Origin of the sequence: Kitasatospora sp. NPDC001309 (assembly GCF_042896295.1) — a bacterium.
GTDB lineage: Bacteria > Actinomycetota > Actinomycetes > Streptomycetales > Streptomycetaceae > Kitasatospora.
Window position 1 is genome coordinate 33,027 of sequence record NZ_JBIAXC010000012.1, and the last position, 26,032, is coordinate 59,058.

Annotated in this window: 23 protein-coding genes; 15 read left to right on the top strand and 8 right to left on the bottom strand. The window is 74.1% G+C overall.

Going from position 1 to position 26,032, the window contains the following annotated elements:
* Positions 1 to 392 precede the first annotated feature (392 nt).
* The 7 genes from ACFY2K_RS14850 to ACFY2K_RS14880 all read left to right on the top strand — a co-directional run bounded on the left by ACFY2K_RS14850 (position 393) and on the right by ACFY2K_RS14880 (position 8,293).
* Positions 393 to 938, top strand: coding sequence for a universal stress protein (locus tag ACFY2K_RS14850; RefSeq protein WP_380591096.1), 546 nt, complete (start codon positions 393 to 395; stop codon positions 936 to 938).
* A gap of 134 nt (positions 939 to 1,072) precedes the next feature.
* Positions 1,073 to 2,527: a PLP-dependent aminotransferase family protein gene (locus ACFY2K_RS14855; protein ID WP_387711629.1), complete on the top strand. Its 1,455-nt coding sequence runs from the start codon at positions 1,073 to 1,075 to the stop codon at positions 2,525 to 2,527.
* 254 nt (positions 2,528 to 2,781) lie between these two features.
* Positions 2,782 to 3,291, top strand: a complete 510-nt coding sequence (locus ACFY2K_RS14860; protein WP_375886782.1) for a hypothetical protein — start codon at positions 2,782 to 2,784, stop codon at positions 3,289 to 3,291.
* A 171-nt stretch (positions 3,292 to 3,462) separates the two neighbouring features.
* Positions 3,463 to 4,272, top strand: a complete 810-nt coding sequence (locus ACFY2K_RS14865) for a DUF1963 domain-containing protein (protein ID WP_387711631.1) — start codon at positions 3,463 to 3,465, stop codon at positions 4,270 to 4,272.
* Between the two features lie 372 nt (positions 4,273 to 4,644).
* Positions 4,645 to 6,054, top strand: coding sequence for a family 2B encapsulin nanocompartment shell protein (locus ACFY2K_RS14870; protein ID WP_375886785.1), 1,410 nt, complete (start codon positions 4,645 to 4,647; stop codon positions 6,052 to 6,054).
* A 228-nt stretch (positions 6,055 to 6,282) separates the two neighbouring features.
* On the top strand, positions 6,283 to 7,416 hold the full coding sequence (locus ACFY2K_RS14875; RefSeq protein WP_387711633.1) for a hypothetical protein: 1,134 nt from the start codon (positions 6,283 to 6,285) through the stop codon (positions 7,414 to 7,416).
* Positions 7,417 to 7,522: 106 nt separating this feature from the next.
* A complete protein-coding gene (locus tag ACFY2K_RS14880) occupies positions 7,523 to 8,293 on the top strand; it encodes a hypothetical protein (RefSeq protein ID WP_380527879.1) in 771 nt (256 codons plus the stop codon).
* A gap of 76 nt (positions 8,294 to 8,369) precedes the next feature.
* Here the strand turns inward: ACFY2K_RS14880 and ACFY2K_RS14885 are convergent, their stop codons facing one another.
* Entirely contained in the window at positions 8,370 to 10,763 is a 2,394-nt protein-coding gene (locus tag ACFY2K_RS14885; RefSeq protein WP_387711636.1) for a glycosyl hydrolase family 18 protein, read from the bottom strand.
* Between the two features lie 250 nt (positions 10,764 to 11,013).
* Here ACFY2K_RS14885 and ACFY2K_RS14890 point away from each other — a divergent pair, with 250 nt between their 5' ends.
* Both ACFY2K_RS14890 and ACFY2K_RS14895 read left to right on the top strand, forming a co-directional pair.
* Entirely contained in the window at positions 11,014 to 11,673 is a 660-nt protein-coding gene (locus ACFY2K_RS14890; protein WP_380527873.1) for a methyltransferase domain-containing protein, read from the top strand.
* Positions 11,670 to 12,344 carry a hypothetical protein gene (locus ACFY2K_RS14895; RefSeq protein WP_380527870.1) on the top strand — a complete coding sequence of 225 codons (675 nt, stop codon included), beginning with the start codon at positions 11,670 to 11,672 and terminating at the stop codon, positions 12,342 to 12,344. The genes ACFY2K_RS14890 and ACFY2K_RS14895 overlap by 4 nt, the downstream gene beginning before the upstream one ends.
* A gap of 20 nt (positions 12,345 to 12,364) precedes the next feature.
* Here ACFY2K_RS14895 and ACFY2K_RS14900 read toward each other — a convergent pair whose 3' ends face one another.
* Positions 12,365 to 14,608: a hypothetical protein gene (locus tag ACFY2K_RS14900; protein ID WP_387711639.1), complete on the bottom strand. Its 2,244-nt coding sequence runs from the start codon at positions 14,606 to 14,608 to the stop codon at positions 12,365 to 12,367.
* A gap of 271 nt (positions 14,609 to 14,879) precedes the next feature.
* Between ACFY2K_RS14900 and ACFY2K_RS14905 the strand changes: the two genes are divergently transcribed.
* Positions 14,880 to 15,467: a TerD family protein gene (locus tag ACFY2K_RS14905; protein ID WP_375886802.1), complete on the top strand. Its 588-nt coding sequence runs from the start codon at positions 14,880 to 14,882 to the stop codon at positions 15,465 to 15,467.
* A gap of 22 nt (positions 15,468 to 15,489) precedes the next feature.
* On the opposite strand, the gene ACFY2K_RS14910 is transcribed toward ACFY2K_RS14905, so the two are convergent.
* Both ACFY2K_RS14910 and ACFY2K_RS14915 read right to left on the bottom strand, forming a co-directional pair.
* Positions 15,490 to 17,142, bottom strand: a complete 1,653-nt coding sequence (locus tag ACFY2K_RS14910; RefSeq protein ID WP_380591083.1) for an ABC transporter permease — start codon at positions 17,140 to 17,142, stop codon at positions 15,490 to 15,492.
* Positions 17,139 to 18,065 carry an ABC transporter ATP-binding protein gene (locus tag ACFY2K_RS14915; RefSeq protein WP_380591080.1) on the bottom strand — a complete coding sequence of 309 codons (927 nt, stop codon included), beginning with the start codon at positions 18,063 to 18,065 and terminating at the stop codon, positions 17,139 to 17,141. Before ACFY2K_RS14915 ends, ACFY2K_RS14910 begins: the two co-directional genes overlap by 4 nt.
* A 96-nt stretch (positions 18,066 to 18,161) precedes the next feature.
* Here ACFY2K_RS14915 and ACFY2K_RS14920 point away from each other — a divergent pair, with 96 nt between their 5' ends.
* Positions 18,162 to 18,707, top strand: coding sequence for a GbsR/MarR family transcriptional regulator (locus ACFY2K_RS14920; protein ID WP_375886811.1), 546 nt, complete (start codon positions 18,162 to 18,164; stop codon positions 18,705 to 18,707).
* A 108-nt stretch (positions 18,708 to 18,815) separates the two neighbouring features.
* Here ACFY2K_RS14920 and ACFY2K_RS14925 read toward each other — a convergent pair whose 3' ends face one another.
* A complete protein-coding gene (locus tag ACFY2K_RS14925; RefSeq protein ID WP_387711641.1) occupies positions 18,816 to 20,267 on the bottom strand; it encodes a hypothetical protein in 1,452 nt (483 codons plus the stop codon).
* A 525-nt stretch (positions 20,268 to 20,792) separates the two neighbouring features.
* Here ACFY2K_RS14925 and ACFY2K_RS14930 point away from each other — a divergent pair.
* Both ACFY2K_RS14930 and ACFY2K_RS14935 read left to right on the top strand, forming a co-directional pair.
* Complete coding sequence (locus tag ACFY2K_RS14930; protein WP_375886815.1) at positions 20,793 to 21,206, top strand: hypothetical protein; 414 nt, start codon at positions 20,793 to 20,795, stop codon at positions 21,204 to 21,206.
* Between the two features lie 18 nt (positions 21,207 to 21,224).
* Positions 21,225 to 21,557 carry a hypothetical protein gene (locus tag ACFY2K_RS14935; RefSeq protein ID WP_387711643.1) on the top strand — a complete coding sequence of 111 codons (333 nt, stop codon included), beginning with the start codon at positions 21,225 to 21,227 and terminating at the stop codon, positions 21,555 to 21,557.
* Positions 21,558 to 21,626: 69 nt separating this feature from the next.
* Here ACFY2K_RS14935 and ACFY2K_RS14940 read toward each other — a convergent pair whose 3' ends face one another.
* The 3 genes from ACFY2K_RS14940 to ACFY2K_RS14950 all read right to left on the bottom strand — a co-directional run bounded on the left by ACFY2K_RS14940 (position 21,627) and on the right by ACFY2K_RS14950 (position 25,014).
* A complete protein-coding gene (locus ACFY2K_RS14940; RefSeq protein ID WP_387711645.1) occupies positions 21,627 to 23,165 on the bottom strand; it encodes an alpha/beta hydrolase in 1,539 nt (512 codons plus the stop codon).
* 172 nt (positions 23,166 to 23,337) lie between these two features.
* Positions 23,338 to 23,976 (bottom strand): NAD(P)-dependent oxidoreductase, encoded by a 639-nt coding sequence (locus ACFY2K_RS14945; RefSeq protein ID WP_387711647.1) that lies wholly within the window; start codon positions 23,974 to 23,976, stop codon positions 23,338 to 23,340.
* A gap of 114 nt (positions 23,977 to 24,090) precedes the next feature.
* Positions 24,091 to 25,014 (bottom strand): EamA family transporter, encoded by a 924-nt coding sequence (locus ACFY2K_RS14950; protein WP_380591065.1) that lies wholly within the window; start codon positions 25,012 to 25,014, stop codon positions 24,091 to 24,093.
* A 111-nt stretch (positions 25,015 to 25,125) separates the two neighbouring features.
* Here ACFY2K_RS14950 and ACFY2K_RS14955 point away from each other — a divergent pair, with 111 nt between their 5' ends.
* Both ACFY2K_RS14955 and ACFY2K_RS14960 read left to right on the top strand, forming a co-directional pair.
* Complete coding sequence (locus ACFY2K_RS14955; RefSeq protein ID WP_375886828.1) at positions 25,126 to 25,626, top strand: MarR family winged helix-turn-helix transcriptional regulator; 501 nt, start codon at positions 25,126 to 25,128, stop codon at positions 25,624 to 25,626.
* A 75-nt stretch (positions 25,627 to 25,701) separates the two neighbouring features.
* Positions 25,702 to 25,953 (top strand): hypothetical protein, encoded by a 252-nt coding sequence (locus ACFY2K_RS14960; RefSeq protein WP_380529987.1) that lies wholly within the window; start codon positions 25,702 to 25,704, stop codon positions 25,951 to 25,953.
* Positions 25,954 to 26,032 lie beyond the last annotated feature (79 nt).

The following is a 26,032-nucleotide window of genomic DNA, read 5'->3' on the forward strand; positions in this document are numbered from 1 at the left end:
GTCCGGCACCGTTCCTGCCCGGGGGCCGTGGGGCCCGGCCGGAGCGGAATCGCTCGGTGCAACGAGTTCGAAGGTACGGGGGTGGTCGTGGCGGTTTCAAGGAATCGCAGGTTCGAGCACGTCAGAGGCCTGTTACCGCAGGTAGCGATCACGAAAATAAGGTGATTCAGACCGATTTGCGGCTATTTCCAAGATCAAACCACCCCCGGAAGTGGCCCCGGTCACCGCGAAGGCCGTGTGAGGCCGCGCACACCGTCGACAGCGCGTGACGGCCCGCCCGCCCCCGGTACCGGCGCGGCGCCGCCGCGGGCCCGCCCGGGTGGCCCGCGCCACAGCCCTCACCCGGAGTGCCCCCGCCGGCCACCCACGGTGGCGGGCATAGCCTTCCGCCCATGAGCAATGACAGCGATGCGGCCGACACCGGGGCCGTCGAGGGCGCGGGCCGACCGGCCGGCGCCGAGCACGGGGAGCACCAGCCGGCCGTCGCACCGAGCGGCTTCGAGCTGGGGACCGACGGACCCAAGGTGATCCTGGCGGGCCTGGACGGCTCCGACTCCTCCTGGCGCGCCACCGCCTACGCCGCCGGACTGGCCCGCCGGCAGGGCGCCCAGCTGGCCGTCGCCTACGTCCAGCCGATACTCGGCGCCGCCACCGCCCTGGCCGGGGCCGCCGTGGAGGAGACCACCCAGGAGGTCGCCGACGAGCTGCTGGCCGCGCTGCGCGAGGCCGAGCAGCGGGTGAGCGAGGTCTGGCGGGTGGAGTGGAGCTTCCTCACCCTGCGTGGCGACCCCTACGCCGGCCTCGCCAAGCTCGCCGACGAGCTGCGCGCCGACGCCGTGGTGGTCGGCGTCTCGGAGCAGGCCGGGCACAAGGTGATCGGCTCGGTCGCGGTCCGGCTGGTCAAGGCCGGCCGCTGGCCGGTCACCGTCGTGCCGTAGCCGTAGCCGTAGCCGTAGCCGTAGCTGTAGCTGTAGCCGTAATAGGGGGGGTGGCCGTCGGAGGGGTGGCCGCAGTGGTACGGGCCCGGACCGCCCGCCGGGCGGCGCCGGAGCGGCGGGTAGGGTGCGTGACCATGACGGAGACGTCGGGCGCGCACCCCACCGAGCCGGCCCACCCGACCGGTAACGACCTGCATCTGGACCTGCCCGCCACCGGCGGCCGCCGCGCCGCACTGATGGCCGCGCTGCGCGAGGCGATCCGCAGCGGCAGACTGGCCCCCGGCACCCGACTGCCGCCCTACCGGGCCCTGGCCACCGACCTCGGCCTGGCCCGCAACACCGCCGCCGAGGCCTACGCCGAGCTCGTCGCCGAGGGCTGGCTCACCGCCCGCCAGGGCTCCGGCACCACCGTCGCCGACCGCGCCGCACCCGTCCCGCCCACCCGGGCCCGCCGCCCCGCACTCCGCTCCGGACCGGCGCACGACCTGCGCCAGGGCCAGCCCGACGCCGCCTCCTTCCCCCGCGCCGCCTGGCTGGCCGCCGCCCGCCGGGCCCTCACCGCCGCCCCGAACGAGGCCTTCGGGCCGGGCGACCCCCAGGGCCGGCCCGAACTGCGCGCCGTCCTCGCCGACTACCTCGCCCGCGCCCGCGGCGTGCGCACCGACCCCGACCGGATCGTGGTCTGCTCCGGCTTCGCCCACGCGCTGCGCCTGCTCTTCGACGGTGCCGCGCCCGCCCTGCCGCCCGCCGACCAGGGGCCGCTGGCCGTCGAGGCGTACGGGCTGGGCTTCCACCGCGGGCTGCTGGCCGCCGCCGGCGTCACCGCCGTCCCGCTGTCGATCGACGAACAGGGCGCCCGGATAGGGGAGTTGGCCCGGTGCCCGGAGGTCCGGACGGTCCTGCTCACCCCCGCCCACCAGTTCCCGACCGGCGGCCCGCTGCACGCCGGGCGCCGCGCCGCCGTGATCGACTGGGCGCGCGGACGCGGCGGGCTCGTCCTGGAGGACGACTACGACGGGGAGTTCCGCTACGACCGCCAGCCGGTCGGCGCCGTCCAGGGGCTCGACCCCGAACGGGTCGTCTACCTCGGCAGCGCCAGCAAGAGCCTGAGCCCGGCGCTGCGCCTCGGCTGGATGGTCCTGCCGGACCACCTGGTCGACCGGGTGCTCGCCGCGAAGGGCGAACGCGAGGCCTGGGCCAGTGCGTTGGACCAGCTGACGCTCGCCGAGTTCATCGACTCCGGCGGCTACGACCGCCACCTGCGCCGGATGCGCCGCCGCTACCGGGACCGCCGCGACCAGCTGGTGGCCGCGCTGGCCGCCCACGCCCCGCACATCGAGGTGTCCGGCATCGCGGCCGGCCTGCACGCCGTGCTGCGGCTCGCCCCCGGCACCGAACGGTCCGTTCTCCAGGCCGCCGCCCATCGCGGCCTGGCGGTCGAGGGGCTCGCCGAGTACCGGCACCCGGCGGCCGATCCGGCGGCGACGCCCGCCGTCGACGGCCTGGTGGTCGGCTACGCCACGCCGCCGGACCACGCCTGGCCGGCCGCGCTCCGGACACTGTGCGACGTCCTGCCGGCGCCGGCCTGAGCACCTACCGGCCGGAGCACCTGTCGGCCTCAGCGCACCTGCCTCAGCGCACCGGCCTCAATGCGCCGGCCCGGCCTGGGCACACCGGCCCGAGCAGGCCGTCCGGGTGCGCGGCGAAGGATAGGGCACCGGCGGTTCCGCCGGGCCGGAACGCGGACGGTCGGTCCCCGGCGTCCGCCCGCCGCTCGTACGCGAGTACGGGTTCGGGCCGAGGAGGGCGGCCCCGACGGCGCCGCCCCCTACGCTCCTTGGACATGCGCAGAACACATCTGAGCCGTGCCGCGCTCGCCGTGGGCCCGGCCCTCGCCGCCGGACTGCTGCTGGCGGCACCCGCCCGGGCCGCCGACAGCCCGCTGCCCCTGACGGCCGTCTCCGACCACCAGACGACCGGCCGGGGAGGTGAGTTCACACTGACCCTGACGCTCACCAACCCGTACGACACCCCGATCCAGTTCGTCTACCAGAGCGTCCAGGAGACGTACGACACCAGTCTGGTGAAGGGGCTCAAGTACACCGCCACGGCCTGCGGCACCCAGACCAACGGGTGCAGCGACAACGTGCACGGCGGCATCGCCCGCTACGACGTCCCGCTCGCCCCCGGCGCCAGCAGCACCTTCACGGTCACCTACGCCGTGGCCCCGGACTCGGCCTGCGGCCAGGGCGTCCGGATCGACTTCTACTCGTACCTGTACTACGAGTACCAGGGCGGTCTGGCCAACAACTCCGGCATCCTGGGCATCCCCGGTACCCAGGTCGCCTGCTGATCCACCCCCTCCCCCCGGCGCGGCCCTCGCGGCCGCACCCCCCGTACACCCGTCAGGTGCCGGCCACCCCCGTACCGGCACCTGACGGGCCTTCCGCATGCGTCGGTGCCGGTGCCGGAGGTGGAGTCGGTGCCGGGCTCGGTGTCGGAGCCGGGTGACAGGATTCGGGCCATGCCCGACTACGCATGGATGCCGTACCGCCCCGGACCGGACGACGACCTGCCCCTGCCCCTGCCCTACGGGCTGTACGCCGCCCTGCGGGAGCAGGTGGGCCCCGAGCACACCTCCCGGGTCGGCGGGCTGCTGCGCCCCTCGCTGGAACTGCGCACGGACGTCGCCGAGGAGGAGCCCGGCTGGACGTCCGTCGGGCGGACCGGCGGATCGGCGGCGCTGCCGCCCGGCGTCGACTGGCCCGAGGGCGACGGCCACCCGATGGAACTGCTCGCCCGACTCGACTGCGCCCGGCTGGCGGAGGCCTTCCGGGCCGGTGGCGGCGGTCGCTGGCCGTTGCCGGTCGAGGGCCTGCTGCTGTTCTTCCACGACCCGATGCCCGCCGACCTCGACGGGGAGAGCTGCCAGGTGCTGCACGTCCCGGCCGGGAGCCCGGAACGTCCGGCCCCGCCGGACCCGGACGGCCTGGAGCCGCTGCCCGCTCGGTCGGTCCGGGCGCGCTGGGCCCTGTCGGCGCCCTCCTACCTGGAGGACGAGCTGCGGGCGCTGCTCGCGGGTGACTACCTGGTGGCCATGGGCGTCTCGGACGCCTGCCGCGAGCACCTCGGCGGCGCCGACGTCCGGCTCCTGGGGTGGTGCGACAGCGACAACACCACCCGCCCCGACGGGCACCGGCCGCTGCTCCAGGTCGAGGGCTCGGCGGTGGACGCGCGGTGGGGCGAACTCGTCAACGTCTCGTTCTGGATCACCGAGGAGGACCTGGCCGCAGGCCGCCTCGACCGGGTGCGGCAGGGCCTGGAGGTCGCCTGAGCGGTGTGCCGGGTTGACGGCAGGGGGGTTGCGCGGCAGGAGGGCGCGCGGGGTGGGGGCGGGTCGGCGGGGCGCCCGGGGTACGGGGTGAGCGCCCGCGAACGGGTGTTCCGGTGACGATAGCGGCCCGTGGGGGCGGATCACCGGAGATTCACCCTATCGGGGGGTAGTGGGCCGCCGTACGGGCTCCGTCGGGTTCTGGTGATCTAGGGTTCCGGATGGGCCGCCGGGCGATGGCGGTCGTCCTCTCGATACTCGCCAACTTCCCCACCAGCTCGCGGATCTGATGATCCGTCGCGGAGCATGCCCCGGAACCGGAGCGGTACCGGCCCCGGCTGCGTGATCCGACCACACGAATGGAGACCCCTGCCGATGTCCGTGGACACGACGAGCCCGGAGACACAGCAGGACCGGCAGCAGAGCCTCGCGACGGCCGCTGCCCGCAACCTTGCCACCACGACCAAGTCCGCCCCGCAGATGCAGGAGATCACCTCCCGCTGGCTGCTCAAGGTGCTCCCGTGGGTCGAGGCCCACGGTGGTGCGTACCGGGTCAACCGACGGCTCACCTACACCGTCGGCAACGGCGTGGTGGAGTTCATCAAGACCGGATCCCAGGTCCGCGTGATCCCGGCCGAGCTGGGCGAACTCGCCCTGCTGCGCGGCTACGAGGACGAGGAGGTGCTGACCGCCCTCGCCGACCGCTGCCAGCAGCGCGACTTCGGCCCCGGCGAGGTGCTCACCACCCAGGGCGAGGCGGCCGACCGGATCTTCCTGATCGCGCACGGCAAGATCAACAAGATCGGCACCGGCAAGTACGGTGACGAGACCGTGGTCGGCGTGGCCGCCGACGGCGACCGCTTTGGCGACGACTCGCTGCTGAACCCGGACGCGGTCTGGGAGTACACGGCGAAGACCACCACCTCCGGGGTCGCCCTCACCCTGAGCCGGGACGACTTCGCCCGCATCCGGGACAACGCGCCGAGCCTCCAGGAGCACCTGACGACGTTCCTGTCCCTGCCGCTGCAGGCCCAGAACGAGCGCGGCGAGGCCGAGATCGCCATGTCGGCCGGCCACCGCGGCGAGTACGAACTCCCCGGCGCCTTCGTGGACTACGAGCTCAAGCCGCGCGAGTACGAGCTGAGCGTCGCCCAGACCATCCTCAAGATCCACACCCGCGTCGCGGACCTGTACAACCAGCCGATGAACCAGACCGAGCACCAGCTCCGGCTGACCATCGAGGCCCTGCGCGAGCGGCAGGAGCACGAGATGATCAACAACCCGGAGTTCGGCCTGCTCAACAACGCCGACTTCGACCAGCGGATCCAGACCCACTCCGGCCCGCCCACCCCGGACGACCTGGACGAGCTGCTCAACCGCCGCCGCGACCCGGACTACCTGCTGGCCCACCCCAAGGCCATCGCCGCGATCGGCCGTGAGTTCAACGCCCGGGGCATCTACCCGCACCACGTCGACCTCGGCGGGCAGCAGGTGCCGGCCTGGCGCGGGGTTCCGATCCTGCCGTGCAGCAAGATCCCGATCACCAAGGAGAACACCAGCTCGATCCTGGTGATCCGTACCGGTGAGGACAACCAGGGCGTCATCGGCCTGCACCAGACCGGGCTGCCGGACGAGTACCAGCCCTCGCTCTCGGTCCGCTTCATGGGGATCGACGAGAAGGCGATCATCTCCTACCTGGTCAGCGCCTACTACTCCTGCGCGATCCTGGTGCCGGACGCGGTCGGCGTGCTGGAGAACGTCGAGATCGCGCACCGCCGCCACTGAGCGCGCGGAACGGCGGGCGCGGGCCGTAACCGGTCGGCGCGAAGATCGTTTCACCTGATGGCGGACGGCCCGCCCCGGAGGCGGGCCGTCCGCCTGATCACGTCTGAATGCGCATGGTCGTACCCGATCGGCTCTGATCCGGATCCGACCACTGCCGTCCGTTCCTGTCGGCTGATCAGCCAAATCCCTTCCGTCCTGCCCGGACGACCCGAGAGGTGTGTGGAGCCCATGCCGCAGCGCCGGCAGTACCGACGGATACCGCGGCACGGCGGCGGGGGCGCGGTCCCCGGTCGGCGGGCGCGGCTGATCGGCGCTGCGGTCGGCGTGGTGGCGATGTGCGCACTGGTCGGCGGGGCCAGCGCCTCGGGGGCCGAACGCCCCGGCGGGCACGCGAACGGCGCGGCCGTCGACACCTGCGTGTGCACCGGGACGGACGTGTCCACCACGGTGGGCCCGGGCGGCAGCGTGGACGTCGGAGTGGACGTGGACGTCGAGGTCGGCGTCACCGTCGCCCCCGACGTCGGCCGCCACCACGGGCCCCGGCCGCCGCACGACCACCACCACTGCCACCGGCCGCTGACGGCCGGCACGGTGCCCGCGGTGCCCTCGCCCTCCGGCACGGCCGGGCTCCGGCCGGCGCCGGGGCGACCGACCGACGGCCACGGGTCCGGCGGCCACGGGGGCGGCGGCGAATGGTCCGGTGACGACGGGCAGGGGGAGCACGGGGACGGCTGGTGGCACTGGGGCCACGGGGGGCACCACCATCACCACCACCATCCGCACCCCTGCCCGAGCCCCACCCCGACGCCCACCCCGACCCCGACGCCGACACCTACGCACACATCGACGCCGACCCCCACCCCTACCCACACCCCGACGCCGACGCCCACCCCGAGCGCCACCCCCACGCCGTCCCCGACCGCGGTCCCGTCGCCCCCGGCCCCCAGCCCGCCGGCGTCGCCCCCGGCCCCGGCCCCGGCGTCTCCGCCGCCGCCCGCCCCCGCACCGGCGCCACCGCCCCCGGCGGTGCCCGCCGTGCCCGCGGCCCCGGCGCCCGCCGCCCCCGCTCCGCCACCGCCACCGGTGGTGCCGGTTCCGGCGGTGCCCGACCCGACGGTCCCCGCCGTGGTGGCGCCCAGCCCCGTGCTGCCGAGCCCGGCCCGTCCGAGCCCGGCCCGGCCCACGCCGTCGGCGCATCCCTCCTTCAAGGTGGTGCGGGCCGCCAAACCGGGGCCCGTCGCGCCGCCGCACCACGGCGCCTCGACCACCACCACGATGCTGCTGATCACCGTCCCCGCGGTGCTCGCGGCGGCCTCGCTGCGCCCGGGGCGTGGCCGCGGCCGCGGTGGTTCCGGGTCCTGACGGCCTCCCGTCCCGACCTTCCCCCGGCTCCTCCTGTCGAGTCCTGTCGAGCGGGCCCGGGGCTTCGCCTTTCACGTCACGAGCCAAGCCAGAGAAGGGAGTTCCCATGTCCGAGTGGGTGGCGCTGATCATCGCCTTGGCGGCGGCCTGTGCCGTTGTGTTGGCGGTGGTGGTGCTGCGGCGCCGCGGCACCGGCGTCGTCGAGAACACCGACGAGACGCCGGACGTCATCGAGTACATCACGATGATGATCGGAGTGGTCTACGCGATCGTCCTCGGCCTCGCCATCGCGGGTGTCTGGGAGGCGCGCGGCGCCGCCCAGGACGACCTGTTCCGTGAGGCCCAGTCGCTGCGGGAGGTCAGCGACCGGGCGGTGGTCTACCCGGTCGAGTTCCGCGACCAGGTCCGGGCCGACGTCGACGCGTACGTCACCTACGTGGTGACCGTCGAGTGGGACTACATGGGCAAGAACGGTGAGATCACCGACAAGGGAACCGAGTTGCTGGACAAGATCCAGAACGAGGTGGTCTCCCGGGCGCCGGCCTCGGAGCTGGAGGCCCAGGCCTACCAGCCGATCACCGACCGGATCAGCCAGGCCTCCGACTCCCGCAACCAGCGCGGCCAGAACGCCGGGCCGACCATGCCGGGCGTGGTGTGGTTCGGGCTGATCGGCGGGGCGGTGGTGACCATCGGCATGCTGTTCGCGCTGCAGATCCAGCGCACCCCAAGGGAGTTGATCCTGGCGGCCTGTTTCAGCGTGCTGATCGCCTTCCTGCTGTTCATGATCTGGGACTTCGACGATCCGTTCGCCCGGAGCGTCTCGGTCACCACCCAGCCCTTCACGGACCTCTTCCCCTCGCTCAACCTCAAGAGTTGAACCGGGGCCGAGACCGATGCCGGCGCCGGTGGTCCCGAACGGGGCCACCGGCGCCGGTCGTTCGACCGGCTCGACGTCAGCGCAGGCTGTTGTCCATCGAGTTGAGCATGGTGCCGGAGGCGTCGTCGTTCTCCAGCGAGAAGGCGAACAGGCCGCCCAGGCCCTTGCCCTTGGCGTAGGCGCCGCGGGCCTGGACGGCCTGCGGGGTGTCACCCGTCCAGAAGTTGGTGCCGTCGTAGACCCAGCTGCTCTCCGTCACCGGGTCCCAATGGGTCTGCGCGGCGGTCGGGTTGAGCTCCTTCCAGGCGGCCAGACCGGCCTCCTGGCTGAGCGGCTTGGCGGCCGTCGGGCCGGTCGCGCTCTGGTACAGGCCGTAGTTCGCGCCGGCCGGGACGCCGGTCCAGCCGCGCCAGTAGAACGGGATGCCGAGCACGATCTTGTTCGCCGGGAAGCCGCCGGGGATGCCGTACTCGGGCAGGCCGGCGGTGTACGCGGTGAGGGTGGTGTCCACGTTGTACTTGCGGGTGCCGGGGGTGATCGGTGTGGTCGGGTCCGCCGGGCTGTCGTGCAGCGGGTCCTGGTGGTTGGTCGGACCCTTGGCGTCCCAGGAGCCGTGCATGTCGTAGGACATCACGTCGGCGTAGTCCAGGTAGGCGCCGATCTTGTCGGTCTCCAGCTGGGCGATCTTGTCCTGGCCGCTGGGCAGCGCGGCGCTCAGCAGGTAGCGCTTGCCCTGGGCGGCGCCGAGGGCGTCCAGCTGGGTGCGGAACTCCTTGAGCAGCAGGGTGTAGTTCTGCTTGTCGGCGGGGGAGTAGTGGTTGCCCGTGTGGCCGCCGGCCGAGCCCGGGTACTCCCAGTCGATGTCGATGCCGTCGAAGATGCCGGCCGCCGAGGCCGCGCCGCCGGAGGCGTCACCGGCGACCCCGGTCGGCAGGTTCCCCTTGAGGAACATGTCGACGCAGGAGGAGACGAAGGCCTTCCGGGAGGCGTCGGTGGCGGCCGCGTCCGAGAAGTACTTGGAGTACGTCCAGCCGCCGATCGAGATGGTGAAGCGCAGGTTCGGGTACTTGGCCTTGAGCTGGCGCAGCTGGTTGAAGTTGCCCTTGAGCGGCTGGTCCCAGCCGTCGGTGCTGCCGTCCACGCTGGTGGCGGAGGTGTAGCCGTCCTGGTAGTCGGCGTAGGCGTCGCCCGCGCCGTCACCGGCGTTGGGGTCGGAGTCGTTGGCCGAGTCGGAGGCCTTCACCGCCTGGAAGCAGGTGAACTTCGAGGGGTCGATGTTGGCGAAGGCGTAGTAAACGACGTCCAGCTTGTTCGCGGCGCCGCTGGTGTCGACGTTCTTCGGGTAGTAGGCGTTCTCGTAGATGCCCCACTGGTCGAAGTAGGCCGCGCGGACCGGCTGTTGGGCGGGCGCCGCGGCGGTCGTGGTGCTCACCGGGGCGGACTGGGCGGAGGCGTGGCTCCCCGAGTAGCCCTGGACGCTGAACGTGTAGGCCTGGCCGGGCCGCAGCGAGCTGACGGCGACCGAGGTGCCCATCGAGGTGGCGACCAACTGGCCGTTGGACCACACCTTGTAGGCCACCGGGCCGTCGTCGCCGTTCAGGGTGGACGGCTGCCAGCCGAGCACCACGGCGCCGGAGGTGACCTTGCTGACCGTGACGCCGGTCGGGGTGGTGACCTTGCCGTCCCCGGCCGGGCCGCTCGCGGTGGCGGTCGCGGTCGGACTCCCGGTCGGACTCCCGGTGGGGCTGCCGGTGGGGCTCCCGCTCGGGGAGCCCGTCGCGGTCGGACTTCCGCTGGGCGAGCCGGTGGCCGTGGGGCTGCCCGAAGCCGTCGGGCTGGTGGACGCCGTGGGGCTGCCCGTGGCCGTCGGGCTGGTGGACGCCGTCGGGCTGGTGGTGGAGGTCGGCCCGCCCGGACCGGTCAGGGTGAGGTCGTCCGCGTAGTACGTGCCGGTGCCGTACCAGCCGTGGGTGAAGACCGTGACGGAGGTCGTGGTGGCGCCGGTGGTGAAGGTGCTGCTCAGCTGGTTCCAGCCCGTCCCGCCGGGCGTCCAGCTGGAGGCGTTGACGCCGGTGCCGGTGGCGCCCAGGTACACGTAGCTGCCCTGGACGAAGCCGGCCAGGGTGTAGCTGGTGTTCGGCTGGACGGTGACGGTCTGCTGGCACTGCGCGGTGTCGGAGCCGGAGGCGGCGCCGCTGAGCGCGTAACTCCCGCCGTGCACCGGGGTGGTGACCACCGAGCCGTTGGAGCAGCTCCAGCCGGACAGGGTGCCGGTCTCGAAGCCGCCGTTGGCCAGCAGGTTGACCGGCGAGGCGGCGGCGGAGCCGAGGGTGAGGGCGAGGGCGGCGCCGCTGGTGGTCAGCGTGGCGGCCAGGGCGAGTGCGGTGGCCCGTCTGTGCCGGGCGGCCCGACGGGCGGCTCGACCCTCGGCGGGCAGGTCGGGCCGTGCGGGCAGGACGCGGTCGTGCATGCGGGGTGTCCTCCGGATGTGTGGGGGTTCCGGCGGTGCGTGGCCCGGACGGGCCGTGGGGAGCCGGCCCGGACGCGGTGGGGGCGACCGGGCGGGGTGACACGTGCTTGACGGGTGCTCGACTGAACAGATTGGACTGGACCAATATTCGCCGTCAAGGGTGTCCACCCGCTGGACCGACCCGGGCGGCGAACAGCGGCCGACCGGTAGGTTGACCGGGACGGAACAGGACTGCCGAACGGAGGAGCGCATGGACAGTCAGGGCTGGGACGACCGCTACGCCGCGAGTGAACTGGTCTGGGGCGCCGCGCCCAACCGGTGGGTGGTGCGCGAACTCACCGGCCGCGCCCCCGGCCACGCCCTCGACCTGGCCACCGGCGAGGGCCGCAACGCCATCTGGCTCGCCGCCCGGGGCTGGGAGGTCACCGGCCTCGACTTCTCCGCCGTCGCCCTCGAACGCGCCGAACGGCTCACCGCCGAACTGCCCGACGAGGTCGCCGACCGCCTCACCTGGCGCCACGGCGACGCCCGCACCCACGAGGCCCCCACCGTCGGCTACGACCTCGTCCTGGTCGCCTACCTCCACCTGCCCGCCGCCGACCGCCGCGCCGCACTGCACCGCGCCGCCGAAGCACTCGCCCCCGGCGGCACCCTGCTGGTGATCGGACACGACCTGAGCAACCTCACCGAAGGCGTCGGCGGCCCGCAGGACCCGGCCGTGCTGTTCACCCCGCAGGACGTCCTCGCCGACCTCGCCCCCTACGGCCTGCACACCGTGCGGGCCGAGCGCGTCCGGCGCGAGGTCGACACCGAACCCGGCCACCGGGGCGGTGCGACGGGCGGAGCGACCGGCGTCGCGACGGGCGTCGCGATCGACGCGCTGGTGCGCCTGGAGCGGGGTGCCGCGTGAGCGCCCGGCCCACGACCGCCCGCCCCACCCGCCGGCTGCTCCTCACCGGCCTCGCGGCCGCCGCCCCGCTGGTGCTCGCCGGCTGCTCCTCCGGCAAGAAGGACAAGGCCGACAAGAACGGCCCGGTGGCCAGGGCCAGTGACCCGGGCGGCGCCGCCTTCGTGATGATCATCCGGCACGGCGAGAAGCCCGACGGCAACCAGCCCGGCCTGGACGAGAACGGCAAGCACGACGGCAAGTCCCTCACCCAGCGCGGCTGGGACCGGGCCAAGGCACTGCCCACCCTGTTCACCACCCCGCCCGCGACCGGCCTGCGCACCCCCGCCCGGATCTACGCCGCCACCGACCAGGGCCCGCTGGCCGGAGCCCACCGGATGCGGCAGACCGTCACCCCGCTGGCCGGCGGGCTCGGACTGACCGTGGACACCACCTACGCCGAGTCCCAGGAGTCCCAGCTGGCCGCCGCCGCCCTCGCCGGAACGCAGCCGGTGCTGATCTGCTGGGAGCACTCCCGGATCCCGCGGATCGTCGAGGCGCTCGGAGCGGCCGGCAGCGGGGCGCCGGGCACCTGGCCGGACCGGTTCGACCTGGTCTGGGTGTTCTCCCGGCCGGCCGGCGGGGCCTGGACCTTCCAGGAGGTGCGCCAGCACCTGCTGGACGGCGACGCCTGACCCGCCCGGTCGCCCCCCGGTCAGGCCGCCGACGCGCTGATCGTCACCACCGAGTACTGGACGACGGTCAGCGGCACGCCGACCGTCCCGGTGGTCACCGTGTACGGGACGGGCCGGGGCGCCGGGTCGGTGCCGTCCGGGCTGGCGACGGTCACGGCGGTGACGACCGCTCCGGCCGGGAGCGCGTAGGAGAGGGTGCAGTTGACGGGCGTGGTGCGGAAGTCGGCCGGGGCGTCGCCGAAGTTGGTGAAGTTCACCAGGTGGACGACGGTGTCGCCGCCGAGCCGCCGGGCGTCCAGGAAGATCCGCCGGTCCCCGGTGAGGGTGACGGCGGGCGGCGCCGACTGCCGTACCGCCGCCAGCAGTTGGTCGGCCGAGGCCTGGTCGGTGTTCGACAGGTAGCTCAGCCCGGGCAGGGCCTTGAGGTACCAGCAGCTGCCGCTGCCGTAGGAGTTCCGCCGGCTCGCGGGCAACGGGTCTGCCCGGCGCAGCCCGAGGACGTCGGAGAGCGCGAACTCGGCCCGCCGGCCGCCCAGTTCGTCCAGCGCGGTGGGGGCCGGGCCGGTGATCACGACCGTCCCGCCGGCCGCGACGAAGCCGCGCAGCACGGTCGCCTCGGCGTCCGAGACGGCCTGGAGGTTGGGCAGCAGCAGGACCTGGAAGCGGGCCAGGTCGGCGGCGACGAGGCCGGGGCTGGGCACGGTGTCGAACGGCACCTGGGCGTACACCAGCGCCTTGACCGTGCCGCGGAACTCGCCGAGCCAGGGCAGCGCGGCACAGCTCATCTGCGGGTCGTCGCCGCCCCACCAGTCGGCGATCCCGGCCGGGGCCTTGGCGTTGGCGTACATCCCGTTGCCCTCGCCGGGCGCGACGTAGTCCCGGGACGGCGCGGAGTGGTAGACCCCGACCCGGGCCGCGGAGACCGGGTCGTAGAGCTTCGCCTGGTTGGCCCGGACGAAGGCGTACATCCGGGCGCGCATGGCCGCGTCCACGGTGTCGTTCTTGAACGGCGTCCTCACCTCGTACGGGTTGCAGCCGGCCGCGATCAGCTGGGACATCACCAGCGAGGCGTCGTCGGCCTGCCAGCCGTAGGAGAACGCCCAGGCGGGCTTGGCGCCGCTGGCCGCGCGGGCGTACTTGTACATCGAGATCAGGCAGGTCCAGTCGGTGGCGGTGGCGTGCCGCATCCCGTCGTAGTTGCCGAGGATGTCCACCTCCCAGACCTGGGAGACGGCGCCCTCGGCGGTGCGCAGGTAGCCGCCGTCCAGGCCGATGGAGGTGGCGTAGCGGTAGTCCATCGAGACCGTCTCGACGAAGGTGACCAGGTCGGGGTTGACCGAGCGCCCGGCGGCGGCGATGTCCAACTGGAAGCCGAGCAGGCTGCGGTGGCGCCACTCGACGTAGCGGCGGAACACCGGGTCGGTGAAGTCGGCGGCCCGGGGCAGGGCGAGCCCGGTGTCGGCCTTGAAGGCGGCCGCGCCCCAGCTGGAGGCGTCGCACCAGGTGAGCACGCCGTCGAAGTAGATCGGCACGTCCGGCCAGATGCCGTCCACGCCGGTGGCGGCCACCCCCTTGATCCGCCGGAGGTAGTAGTCCCGCCAGGGCGAGTGGGGGCTGAGCCAGACGCTCTCGTCGCCCGGGTCGACCCAGACCACCACGCTGCCGTAGAACACGTTGGGCTTGCCCGCGAGGTCGCGCTGGACCCAGTCCTTGCCGTGGTCGTCCTTGTAGAAGGAGCGGCCCTTCTCACCGCCGGGGGAGATCAGTTCGAGGGACGGGTAGTACATGACGACCTTGAGGCCGGCCGCGTGGGCCAGGCCGGTGAAGGTCTTCACGTCGGCCATGTGGGCGGCGAACTCGGCGTCGGTGAGCCAGTTGGAGAGCAGGGTGTCGAGTTCGATGACGCTGACGTTCTGCGCCTTGAGGGCGTCGACGTAACCCTGCATGTCGGCGGGCTCGTTGAAGGTGCCGTCGGCGATCCGGGCGTAGCGGGTCCAGTCGGGCCAGGGCTGCGCCGCGGTGGATCCCGGCGCGGCCGGGCGGACGGCTCGGGCGGCTCGGGCGGTCAGGGTCGGGGCGGCGGGAGCGGTCGGCGGGGCCGGGGCGAACGGGGTGGCGGCCCGGGCCGGGCCGGCGGGCAGCAGGCGGCCGGCGGCGAGGGCGCCGCCCGCGCCGAGGCCGGCCCGGAGCAGCCGGCGGCGGCCGAGGCGGGCGGTGGTGGCGGCGGTGGCCGCGAGCGGTGTTCCGTCGTGCTGTTCGGGCATGGTGGTCCCCCAGCGTGGGTCGGAGCGGCTCCGAGGCGACCCTAGACGGTGCGCCGCCCGTCGGGCCGGTCCCCTGTCATGGCTACGCCAGTCGTCGGACGGGTGGATCCGCCGGTGCGCGGAGCACCGCCGCGAGCGGGGCCGGTGGGGCTGGTGGGTGGGAGCGCCGCCGCCTGGGTAGGGGACCTGGACGGACGCCATCCGATGATCATAGTTTCTCTGTGTGCGATAGGTTCACGGCACGGACGGCGGCGGGAACGAGGAGGGCACGATGGCCGTTTCGCTGGCCAAGGGGCAGAAGATCAGCCTGGAGAAGCCGGGCGGTGGGCAGCTGAGCGTGGTCCGGATGGGCCTGGGCTGGCGGGCGGTGCAGCGCAAGGGCTTCCTGGCCAAACTGCTGTCCGCCGGGCAGGAGATCGACCTGGACGCCTCGGCGGTGCTCTTCGCCCACGGCAAGCCGCTGGACGTGGTCTTCTTCCAGCACCTCACCAGCAACGACGGCTCCGTCCGGCACAGCGGGGACAACCTGGTCGGCGGCTCGGGCGACGCGACCGACGACGAGTCGATCACCGTCGACCTGACCAAGGTGTCCGCCGAGGTCGACCAGATCCTCTTCACCGTGAACTCCTTCACCGGGCAGACCTTCCAGGAGGTCGAGGCCGCCTTCTGCCGCCTGGTCGACGAGACCACCGGCGTCGAACTGGCTCGCTACACCCTCACCGGCGGCGGCCCCTACACCGCCCAGATCATGGCCAAGGTGCAGCGCACACCGGGCGGTTGGCAGATGGCCGCGATCGGCCAGCCCGCCAGCGGGCGCACCTTCCAGGACCTCATGCCGGAGCTGGTCAAGCACCTGTGACCCGGGCCCGGGCTCCGGCGCCTCAGTCGAGGTCGCGGCGCCGGAACCCGGCCAGGGCCAGCGCGATCAGCGCGGCCGCGACCAGGGTCAGCACGATCGGCGGCGCCCAGTCCATCCGGGCCGCCGGGAGCCGGGGCACCCGGCCGAACGGGGACAACCCGTCCAGCCCCCGGGGCAGTTGCAGCAACGGGCCCAGGTAGCCGATCACGAACGCGTACGCCGGGACGGCCCAGGCCAGCGCCGTGGCCCGGGGCAGCCAACCGTGGACGGCGGCCGCGAAGCCCACCGTCACCCACAGCGCGGGCACGAAAACCAGCGCCGCACCCAGCAGCCGCAGGAACACGGCACCGTCGCCGGTCGACAGCGCCCCGGCCAGGCCGAAACCCGTGCCCGCCGCCACCATCACCACGACGGAGCCCAGCAGCGCCGCCGCCAGGTGCCCGCCCAGCCAGCCGGAGCGCGACACCCCCGCGGCCAGCACGGGCACCACCCGCCCGGCGCTCTCCTCGGCGCGCGCACGCTGCGCCGCCAGCACCGCGTAGACGCCGCCGACCACCGCGACGACCAGCATCGTCAGCGCCGCGAAGGAGTCGGCGAGGGAGTGGCCGCCCAGCCGGGCCAGCGCCTCCTTGATCCGGTCGACGTCCCGGAGCATCGAGTCGGCCTCGCCGAGCAGCGAGCCGTACATCGCGCCGAGCAGCAGCAGGGCCGCCGCGAAGCCGCCGATCAGCCCGCGGTGCAGCCGCAGCGCCAGGCCGAACGGGGTGCCCAGGAAGGCGCTGCCGGTGGCCGGGCCGGGGCGGGCCGCGCGCAGCCCGGCGCCGAAGTCGCGGCGGGTGCTCAGCGCGAACCCCGCCACGGCCGTGCCGGCGGCCAGCGCCAGTGCGGGCAGCAGCGGCCACCAGCGGTCCTCGACGAAGGGGTAGCCGCGCTGGAGCCAGCCGATCGGGGAGGCCCAGGAGAGGCCGGTCCGGCCGGTGTCCCCGGCGGCGCGCAGCGCGTAGGCGGCGCCGAGTACGGCGAGGGCGAGCCCGGAGGCCGTCCGGGCGTGCGCGGAGACCTGCGCGGTGACGGCGGCGACGGCCCCGAACAGCAGCCCGCCGACGGCCGTGGCGGCGCCGTAGAGCAGCGCGCCGCCGGCGCCCAGTCCGGGGATGCCGAGGGCGGGCAGGCCCAGGGCGAGCAGCAGGCCGAGGGCGAGGTCGGCGACCGCGGCGGCGGCCAGCGCGGCGGCGAGCTGGGCGTGCCGGCCGACGGCGGCCGAGCGGACCAGCTCGGCGCGGCCGCCCTCCTCCTCGGCCCGGGTGTGCCGGATGACGGTCAGCACGTTCAGCAGACCGGCGAGGACGACCAGCAGGCCCAGCAGCCGGTGGCCGAGCATCGCCCCCCAGGTGTAGTCGGCCAGGTAACGGGCCGGGCCGGTCATGGCGAGTACGGCGGGACTGGCCGAGGCGTGCGCGATCGAGGCCCGGTCGGCGGCGGTCGGGTAGACGGAGTGGACGCTGTCGGCGGTGGCCAGGGTGAGCAGCCCGAGGCCGAGCACCCAGGCGCCCAGCCGCACCCGGTCGCGGCGCAGCGCGAAGCGCAGCAGGGTGGCGGCGCCGGCCAGGGCGGCGGGCCCGCCGGGGCGGACCGGGGCGGCGCCCCGGGCGGTGGGGGCGGTGGTGGCGGTCATCGGACGGCCTCGGGGTCGGGGCGGTGCCCGTTGGCGGCCAGCTCGTCGCCGTAGTGGCGCAGCATGAGCTCCTCCAGGGTGGGCGGGTGGCTGACGAGGGTGCGCAGTCCGGCCTCGCTCAGCATCCGTACCGCGGCGTCGAGCCGGGTGCCGTCCACGGCGAAGCGGACCCGGCGCCCCTCGGTGCGCAGGGCGTGCACCCCGGGCAGCGCGTCCAGTCCGGTGACGGGCCGGTCGGTCTCCGCCTCCACGGTGGTGCGGGTGAGGTGGCGCAGTTCGGACAGGGTGCCGCTCTGCACCACCCGGCCCCGGCGGATGATGCTGACCCGGTCGCCCAGCTTCTCCACCTCGTCCAGGACGTGGCTGGAGAGCAGGACGGTGCGGCCCTGGTCCTTGGCCTGCCGGACGACGTCCTGGAAGACCACCTCCATCAGCGGGTCCAGGCCGGAGGTCGGCTCGTCCAGCAGCAGGAGTTCGGCGTCGGAGGCGAGTGCGGCGACGATGGCGACCTTCTGCCGGTTGCCCTTGGAGTAGCTGCGGCCCTTCTTGGTCGGGTCGAGGTCGAAGCGCTCGACCAGTTCGTCCCGGCGGCGGGGGTCGGGCCGGCCGCGCAGTCGGCAGAGCAGGTCGATCGCCTCGCCGCCGGTGAGGTTGGGCCACAGCTCGACGTCCCCGGGGACGTAGGCGAGGCGGCGGTGCAACTCGACGGCGTCGCGCCACGGGTCCTTGCCGAGCAGTCGGGCGCTGCCGCCGTCGGCGCGCAGCAGGCCGAGCAGGACGCGGAGGGTGGTGGACTTCCCGGCGCCGTTGGGGCCGAGGAAGCCGTGGACCTCGCCGGTCTCGACGGTGAGGTCGAGGCCGTCCAGCGCGGTGGTCCGGCCGAAGGTCTTGCGCAGGCCGGACAGGATGATGGCCTTGGTCATGCTTTCGAAGCTACCGTAGTTTCAGAAAAACGTGAATATTGGGAAGGCGTTAAAGTTCGGTCAGTGGGCGGATGATCTCCGGGAAAGGGGAGAGCGGTGGAACGGGAACCGGAGCGGAGTGCGGAGCAGGGCGTGGAGCAGGGGGCGGCGCCGGTGCCGGGCAGGTGGCACGAGTACCAGGCCGTGGCCGACTTCGTGGAGCGGTTCGCGGCCGAGCTGGTGGTCGCCGGCATGGGTCGGATGCCCGCCCGGATCTTCTCCTGCCTGATGGCCGAGGAGAGCGGTGTGCTGACCTCCGCCGAGCTCTCCGAGCGGCTGCAGATCAGCCCGGCGGCCGTTTCCGGCGGGATGCGCTACCTGATCCAGGTCGGTCTGGTCGCCAAGGAACGCGAGCCGGGCTCCCGCCGCGACCGCTACCGGGTGCTCAACGACGTCTGGTTCGAGTCGCTGACCCGGCGCGACGAACTGCTGCTGCGCTGGATCGGGGTGTTGAAGGAGGGGGAGGTGACCGTCGGCAGGGGCACGGTCGCGGGGGAGCGGCTCGCGGAGAGCGCGGCCTTCTTCGAGTTCATGATCGACGAGCTGCACGGGATGCTCGGCCGCTGGCGCGTGCACCGGGCGGCGCGGCACCTGGAGCTGTAGGAGCTCGGCCCCGGCGGCGTTCGCGTCCCGGAGGTGCGGACGGCGGCAGTCCGGCCGGTCGGGCCGTTCTGCCGCCGTCGGCGGTTGGGTGCGGTGCGTCCGCGGGTGCTACTTCTTCGCGCTCGCCGAGGGGGAGGGCGAGAGCGAGGCGCTCGGCGTGCCGGTCGGCGTGCTGGTCGACGCGGCGGAGGTGGGGGCGCTGGGGGTCGCGGTGGCGCTCGGGCTGCCGCTGGGGGTGGGCGTCGCGCAGTTCGGGGCGGTGGTCGGGGCGGCCGACGGGGTGCCGGTGGGGGTGGACGTCGGGCCGGCGGTGGGCGAGGGCGAACCGCTCGGCGTGGCCGTTCCGGTGGGCGTCGCGGTCGCGGTCGGGCTCGGGCAGGACGTCGGCGTGCCGGTCGGGGTGCCGGACGGCGTGGCCGTCGGGGAGGCGCTGCCGGTCGGCGTGGTGCTCGGAGTCGTCGTCGGCGTGCCGCTCGGGGTGGCCGTCGGGCTGGCGGAGGGCGAGGGCGAACCGCTCGGCGTCGGCGTGCCGGTGGGCTGCGCGGACGGCGTCGGAGTCGGCGTCACCGGAGGCACCGTCGGCTGGCCGCCCGGCGTCGGGCCGGTGCCGGTGCCGCCGGTCGGGGTGGTGCCCGGGGTGCCGGTGCTGCCGGACGGCCGGAGGAAGGGCGAGGGCGTCGAGCCGGGCAGGGTCGGGACGCCCGGGCGGTCCGCGACCGTGGTCACCTGGCCGCTGCCGAAGTGCGCCATCCAGTTGCGGACGGTGCGCAGGTACTCGGTGGAGTTGTTGTAGCTGAGGATCGCCCGGTCCAGCTGGGCCGGGTCGGAGAGGTCCCGGCCGCCCGCGCACAGGTAGCGCCCGGCGGCCTCGGCCGCGTCGAAGATGTTGTTCGGGTCGGCCGTGCCCTTGCCGGTGGTGTCCACGCCCCAGGAGGCCCAGGTGGAGGGGATGAACTGCATCGGGCCGACCGCGCGGTCCCAACGGGAGTCGCCGTCGTAGCGGCCACCGTCGGTGTCGGGTATCGCGGCGAAGCCGTTGCCGTCCAGCACCGGGCCGAGGATCGGGGTGAGCGTGGTGCCGGCGGCGTCCACCTTGCCGCCGTTCGCCTGGCCGGACTCGACCTGGCCGATCGCCGCCAGCAGCTGCCAGGGCAGGTGGCAGCCCGGCGAACGCTGCGCGAGTGAGGCCTCGGCCTTCTGGTACGCGGCGAAGACGGTGGCGGGCAGCGAGGGCCCGTTGGCGGTGAACGGGCCGGCCGCGGGCAGACCGGGCTGGGTGCCGGGCGGCTGCGGCAGCTGGACGGCGCTGCCGCCGTCGGCCGCGGTGCCCGGGACTCCGGCGGCCGGACCGCCGAAGGGGGTGGTGGAGCCGCTCGCGGACTGTGCGGCGGCGTCCTGCGACTGCCCGGTGTCGGCGGCGGCGGCCGGGGCGAGCCCGAGGCCCGACACCTGAGAGCCGGTCAGTGCGGCCAGCGCGGCGAACGCGGCCGCCGTGCCGGTGACCCGCTTGCCGATCCGTACCTTCCGCCCGCCCTTGGCACTGCCGATCCTCGCCGCCATCTGCTGCCCCTCCCCGTCGCCGTCCGGACCCTCCCGGAACGGTTGAGCCTTCGTCATCGTGCCCGCCCGCCGAATCGGCGGCGCCCGCCGCCGCAACGATTAGTATCACGACGATCTGACAGGTCCAGGATGGACGGGAGGCGGCCGCGAACCCGACGACGGGTGAACGCGGTGTCCCGGCCGAGGGCCGGTCGGCCCGGAGCCGTCGCGCGGCGCCCGCTCCGCGCTTCATCTCCGCTGCCGGTAACGGGAGTTGGCCGTGGGGCCAACGCCGGTCGGCCGGGCGCCCCGGTGGTCGGACGGGCGGTTCGAAGCGCGGGGGTGGTGCGTGGGCGTCGTTTCGGGCTCCCCGGCGGCGCCCGTCGCGAACCCCGCTGACCTGGCCCGATGCCCGCCCCCGTGGGCGGCCTTCCCTAGCAGGACGGACGGTCGGGCGCCAGGGGGCGTCCCCAACTCGGCCCTGGACGGATGACGTTCAGGTGAAAGTGGGCATGCCAGGAATCCCGGTCCGGCATGCTGTGCCGCGTGACCATGTGGATGGAGGCCGAAGCCGTGAGCGCGAACCTGCCGGAGACCGTCGCCGAGGGGGCGGTGGTCCTGCCGGCACCCCCTCGGGTGGTGGACGACCTGGCCCGTGACCTGACCCAGGCCGCCGCCGCCGTCCGGGCGGTGTCGCGCAGCGGCCGCACCACCGGCGGGGACGTCGCGGTCGCCGCCTACACCGCCGTGGTGTGCACCGGGCGTTCGGCCGCGCGCGCCCTGGAGGAGGCCGCCGCCTGGTGCCGGCAGGCCCCGGAGGCCGAGGTGCACTCGCTCGCCTGGGCGCGGGTGCCCGGGCACCGGCACGACGTCTTCGAGTACCGGGTCACCATGGCCGTCAGCTTCCCCGACGACGAGACCGGGGAGCACCTCGGGGACACCCACCACTCCCACCGGTGAGGCCGTATGATCACCTGCATGGGTGATCGGGGTACGAACGGGACGGCCGGAGCGGCGGCGGACGACACCGCCAACGGGACTGCGGTGGAGGCCACTTCGGAGGCCGGCGTGCACGGCGACGACGGCCCGCGCGAACTCTCGCGGGCCGCCGCCGTCGGTGCCACCGTGCTGGCGATCGTCTGCGGCTGCGCGGCGATGCTGGCCGGGCTCCACTGGTTGGGCTGGACCGTCCCGGGCATCGGCTGGATCGTCGCCAAGGCCGGGATCAAGCTGTCGATGGGCGGCTTCCTCGTCCTGGCCGTGGCCGCCGAGCACCTGCGCGGCAAGCTCCGGCCGAAGTCCCGCTCCTGACCGGCCCGCTCCTGACAGTCCCGCTCCTGACCGGCCCGGCCGGGCCGGTCGGCCGCGGTGCCCCGGGGCTCAACCGGCCTGCGGTGCCGGGCAGGTGAGGTCGTGCTCGGGCGCGCGGCCGTCCAGCAGGTAGCGCTCGACGGTGTCCGTGACGCACGGGTCGGAGCCCGGGTACTGGCCGTGGTTGCCGTTGCTGGTGACCGTCACCAGCCGGGAGCCGCGCAGCGCCCGGTGCGCGCCGAGCGCCGCCTCGTAGTACGTCGCCGGGTCGTGCAGCGAGTTGAGCATCAGCACCGGCGGCAGGTGGGCGCCGGTGACCTTGACCTCGGGCGCCGGGGCGGTCGGCCAGAGCGCGCAGACCGAGCTGAACGCGAGCGTGCGGGCACCGATCAGCGGGTAGCGCGCGGTGTTCTCCGCGCCGCGCTCGATCCAGGTGTCCAGGTCCTTCGTCCACGGGGTGTCGCCGCACGTCACCGAGAAGTACTCGGCGAGGAACTCCGGGCTGAGGTACTGGCCGAACAGCCGGCGGGCGGTCTCCTTGGCGGCCGGATCGGCCTGCTGCCAGTCGTCCAGCGCGGTCAGTCCGCTCGCCAGCAGGGGGAAGGCCTTCTCGCTGTAGATCGCGTTGATCGTGCCGTTGTCCAGCTGGTTGGGGCCGAGCGTCAACGACCCGTCGGTGATCGGCGCGTCGTGCAGCGCGGCGCGCCGCTGCTCCCAGTGGGCTCCGACCTCCGCCGGGGTCGAGCCCCAGTGGTAGGTGGCATCCCGGGCGGCCATCCAGGGCAGGAAGTCCTCCTCGAAGCGGCGCTGGAAGCTCATCGGCTGGCCCAGTTCGTACTGCTCCCAGGTGCCGTCGAAGCCGATGTTGCTGTCCAGTACCATCCGCTCGACCCGGTGCGGGAAGAGCGTCCCGTAGTAGGCGCCGATCATGGTGGCGTAGGAGGCGCCGTAGTAGCTGATCTTCTTCTCGCCCAGCAGCGAGCGGTACAGGTCCATGTCGCGGGCGGTCTGCTCGGTGGTCAGGTAGGGCAGCAGGTCGCCGCTGTTCTTCTCGCAACCCTCCACCAGCTTGCGGGAGTTGGCGATGACCCGGTCGACCGCCTCCGGGGACCGGTCGCGGTAGTCCCCGGCCAGGAACTCCTGGAACTCCTCCGGGGTCTGGCACGCGACGTGGGTGCTGCGGCCGACGCCGCGCTGGTCGAAGCTGACGATGTCGTACGCGGCGGCCACCGCGGGGGCGCCCTGGGCGAGGTCCATCGGGCGCAGCAGGCCCTGCCCGCCCGGGCCGCCGGCCGTCTCCATCAGCGCGCCCTTGCGGTGGGCCTGGTCGGTGGCGCGGTGCCGGGAGACGGCGATGCTCAGGTCGGCGCCTGCGCCGGGGTGGTGCCAGTCGCGCGGGACGGCCATGGTGGCGCACTCCAGGGCCGGTTGGCCCGCGCAGGGCTGCCAGTCGAGCGCCTGCCGGGCGTAGCGGGCGGGGACGCGGTCGGCGTCCCCCGGGTTGCGGCCGGAGTCGGCGTTCGCGGTGGCGGGCAGGGCGAGGCCGGCGAGGAGCGCGGCGGCGAGGGCGGCGGCGGCGCGGCGGCCGTGGGATGCGGTGGTGTTCACGGGAACGATCATGTCCCGCCGGACGGCTGACGCACGATGAGGCAGGAGACCGCCTTCGGGGTGGTGCTGGATACACCCCCGGGCGGGGGTATCCAGCACCACGGGCCCGGCGGGGGCATTTCAGCAGCGGTTCCGGCGGGTGGTTCGGGCGGGTGCGGTTCCGGAGGGCGGCTCAGTAGGCGGCGGTGAACCGGGCACGTCGGTGCACGGGCTGCTCCGCCTCGTCCAGCAGCGCGACGGCGAGGTCCTCCATGGAGATCGCCGAGTTGCCGTCGGCGTCGACCAGCAGCTCGTCCCGGCCGAGCCGGAACCGGCCGGTGCGCACCCCGGGTTCGAGCAGGGCGGCCGGGCTCAGGTACGTCCAGTCGACCTCCCCGTCCGCGCGGTAGAGCTCCAGCTGCTCGCCGCAGGCCAGGGCGATCGGTCGGATCTCCGCGGGGAAGCCGGGCGACTCCACCAGGATCGTGCCGTCGGTGCCCGGCACGGTCAGGCTGCCGGCCCCGCCGACGGCGAGCAGGCGCACGCCGGTCCCGGCGAGGCCGGCCAGCAGACCCCGGGTGGTGGCGGCCAGCTCGTGCTCACGGCCGGGCGCCGGGCGGGTGGCGGTGACCGCCAGGTCCTGGCCGGCGACGATCCGGGCGACGTCGGCGGGCTCGCCGGCATCGCCGACGGCGAGCGTGACGGTGGTCGGCAGGCCGTGCGGCTTGGCGGGGTCGCGGACGACGGCCGTCACCTCGTGGCCGCGGGCGAGCGCCTCGGTCACGACCCGTCGGCCGACGTTGCCGGTGGCGCCGAACACGGTGATGCGCATGAAGGTCTCTCCTCGGTTCCTCTGAACGGGACTGGGACGGGGCAGGGGTGGGGTGTCGTGCGGTGTGCGGTGTGCGGTGTGCCGTGTGCGAGGTGCGAGGTGCGAGGTGCCGGGTCAGGCGTTCTCGCGCACCGGGTCCGGCCGGAGGTCCGGTCCCGGTCCGGTGGACGGCGGGGCGGCCCGGCGGGGCCGCTGGGTCTGGGCGACGATCAGCGAGCCGAGGACCACCAGCGCGCCGAGCGCCTGCAGCGGGCTCAGGTCCTGTCCGAGCACCAGCCAGCCGGCCAGGGTGGCGACCACCGGGCTGAGCAGGGAGAGGAAGGACAGCGAGGTCGGCGGCAGCGAGCGCAGCCCGCGGAACCAGACGGCGTAGGTGAGGGCCGCGCCGATCAGGCAGAGGTAGGCGTAGCCGAGCAGGTTGTCGGCGGTGTAGTGGGTGGGCGGGGCGCCCTCGCTCAGCAGGGTGGCCGGCACCAGCAGCAGGCCGCCGGCGGTGAGTTGCCAGCCGGTGGTGGCGAGCAGCGGTGCGGGGGAGAGCCAGCGCTTGGAGAGCACGACGCCGAAGGCCATCACCACCGCGCCGCCGAGCGCGGCGGCCACCCCGGCCGCGTCCAGCCGGGCGTCGGCGCGCAGCACCAGCAGGCTGACGCCCGCCACGCCGGCGATGCCGGAGAGCACGGTGCGCAGGGTGAGCCGGTCGCCGAGCAGGGCGGCCGAGAGCCCGGCGGTGACCAGGGGCTGGACGGCGCCGACGGTGGCGGCGATCCCGCCCGGGAGGCGGTAGGCGGCGATGAACAGCAGGGCCTGGAAGGCGCCGATGTTGAGGGCGCCGAGGACGAGGGCGCGCCACCACCAGTCGCCCTTGGGCAGGGCGCGGGTGAGGGCGATCAGCAGCAGTCCGGCGGGCAGGCAGCGGATGACGGCGGCGAGGAGCGGGCGGTGGGGCGGGAGCAGTTCGGTGGTGACGAGGTAGGTCGTCCCCCAGACCGCGGGTGCGAGGGCCGTCGTCAGCAGGACGGCGAGGCGATTACTTAGCACTAAGCCAATGTATCTCAGCGCTAAGGCATTCTTCGGCGGATCCCACCGGTGATGTGGCTCACAGTTACCTCATCGCTAAGGAATCCGACGGGCATCGCTTACCCTGAACCCGTGGCAGATCATCTCGACCGCGTCGTCGCGCAATGGGGCGCCGAGCGCCCCGACCTGGACGTCTCCCCGATGGAGGTGTTCGGACGGCTCAAGCGCCTCTACCGCCTCGTCGACGCCGAACTCAACCGCACCTTCGCCGAACACGGCCTGGACGCGCCCTCGTTCGACGTCCTCGCCACCCTCAAACGCAGCGGCCCGCCCTACCGCCTCACCCCCACCGGCCTGATGCAGTCCGCCATGGTCACCTCCGGTGCCATCACCCAGCGCCTCGACCGCCTGGAAGCCCGCGGTCTGGTCACCCGGACCCGCAGCGACCAGGACCGCCGCAGCCGCGACGTCGAACTCACCCCCGAGGGCCACGCCCTGATCGACCGCGCCCTCCCCGACCACATCGCCACCGAGCACCGCATGCTCACCGGACTCGACGAGGCCCGCAGGGCCGCGCTCGTCGACGCCATGCGCGCGCTGCTCGCCGACCTCGGGGACGACCCGGCCGGCTGACCCGCGGGTCGGCCGGAGGTTCGACCGGCCGTTAATCGATTGCCGGGGCGGGCCGCCCCGCCTTGGATGGCGGCCATGGACCACCCCCTCTGGACCGCACTCCCCGCCGACGTCCGTCGCACGGTCGACGAACACCTCGCCGTACGGCGCCACGTCCACGCGATCAAGGCGATCCGCGACGCGTCGCCGGAGCCCGTGCCCGGCATCCGTGAGTGCGTCGACCTGATCGCCGACCGGATGGCGGAACTCGGTCCTGAGCCCGATCCCTCGGAGAACGGTCCGACCCCGCCGTCCGCCCCGAACGGCTCTCCCCGCCACGGTGGTTGACGCGAACTGGCCGATTTCGGAGTGACGCTCCCGGGAGCTGTTCCGGGACCATTGCACCGAAGGCGAGACATGTCCGGAA